The following is a 1,223-nucleotide window of genomic DNA, read 5'->3' as shown; positions in this document are numbered from 1 at the left end:
GGCCCTCGGCGCGCCAACGCCGAGGGCCGGAGATTCCCCTGCACAGCACCCATCCCTGAACGAACGAGCCTGCAAGGGGCGGGATCTAGCCCGTCCTGCCCCTTGCCAGAGAGGAACGTCTATGGAGGACTCTACGTCCCCCAACAACACGGACACATCCCCCACGGTCTGGCCCACGGCCGCAATCCCCGGCCAGGGCATCCCCCAGCGTCGCGGGGACCAGGCGGATACACGGTCCCCTGCACCGGAAGGTGCGAAGCGATCGGCGGGCGTGGAAGCGCGTGGGAACCAGCGTGCCGCTGACGCGGCGGCGGGGGACCGTCCCCGCAATGTGCCCGGTTCCCGGTCCCCGATAGTCGCGGTCCCGATCTCCACGTCCGCTGGAAACTTGCAGGACAGCGGCGCGAAAACGGGGACCGGTCCCCAAGATGCGGGCGTTGCACCAGGGGACCGCAACGGGGACCGTGAGCCTGATCCGCGGCAGTCGCTGGGGACCGGCGGTGCCGTGGAGGAGACCGTGCAGCACAACGCCTCGGTCCCCGATGAGGGATCGGGCATCGGGGACCATGAAGGTGCCGGCGTCGAGGCAGCCGGTGACGGTGCCGCGCTGCTGGATGAGTTGCGGGCGGCGATCGGCAAGTACGTGGTGCTGCCCAGCCAGGAGGCGCTGACCGCGGTCACTCTGTGGGTGGCGGCCACGCACATCCAGACCGCTCTGCAGCACGCGCCCCGCCTGGCGGTGATAAGTGCGACCAAGGGGTGCGGCAAGTCCCGCGTGCTGGACGTGCTCTACGAGACCGTCCACGACCCGATGATGACGGTGAACACCTCTCCGGCGGTCGTCTTCCGCACCATCGGCAAGATCCCGCCCACCTTGCTGGTGGACGAGGCGGACACCATCTTCGGCCCCAAGGCAAGTGGCGACAGCGAGATCCTGCGCGGTCTGCTGAACGCGGGCCATCAGCGCAACCGGCCCGCCTGGCGGATCTCCGGTCCGGAACACAAGCCCACCCCGTTCCCCACCTTCGCGATGGCCGCGATCGCGGGGATCGGTGACCTGCCCGACACCATCACAGACCGGTCGGTCGTGCTGCGGATACAAAAGCGCAAGCCCGGCGAGAAGGTCGCCCCGTTCCGCTCGCGGTACGCAGCGCCTGAACTCAACGTGCTGCGTGGCCGGCTGGCTGCCTGGCTGGGGCCGCTGCGGAGCACGGCGACCAGCG

At 69.7% G+C, this 1,223-nt stretch carries 1 protein-coding gene; it reads left to right on the top strand.

Going from position 1 to position 1,223, the window contains the following annotated elements:
- Positions 1 to 121: 121 nt before the first annotated feature.
- Positions 122 to 1,223, top strand: a 1,102-nt coding sequence (locus AB0I03_RS26815) for a DUF3631 domain-containing protein (RefSeq protein ID WP_360417414.1), incomplete at its 3' end; no start/stop codon positions are given.

The sequence above is a fragment of the Glycomyces sp. NPDC021274 genome, from assembly GCF_040641195.1.
GTDB lineage: Bacteria > Actinomycetota > Actinomycetes > Mycobacteriales > Micromonosporaceae > Glycomyces.
This window is presented reverse-complemented; position numbering and strand designations above follow the sequence as displayed.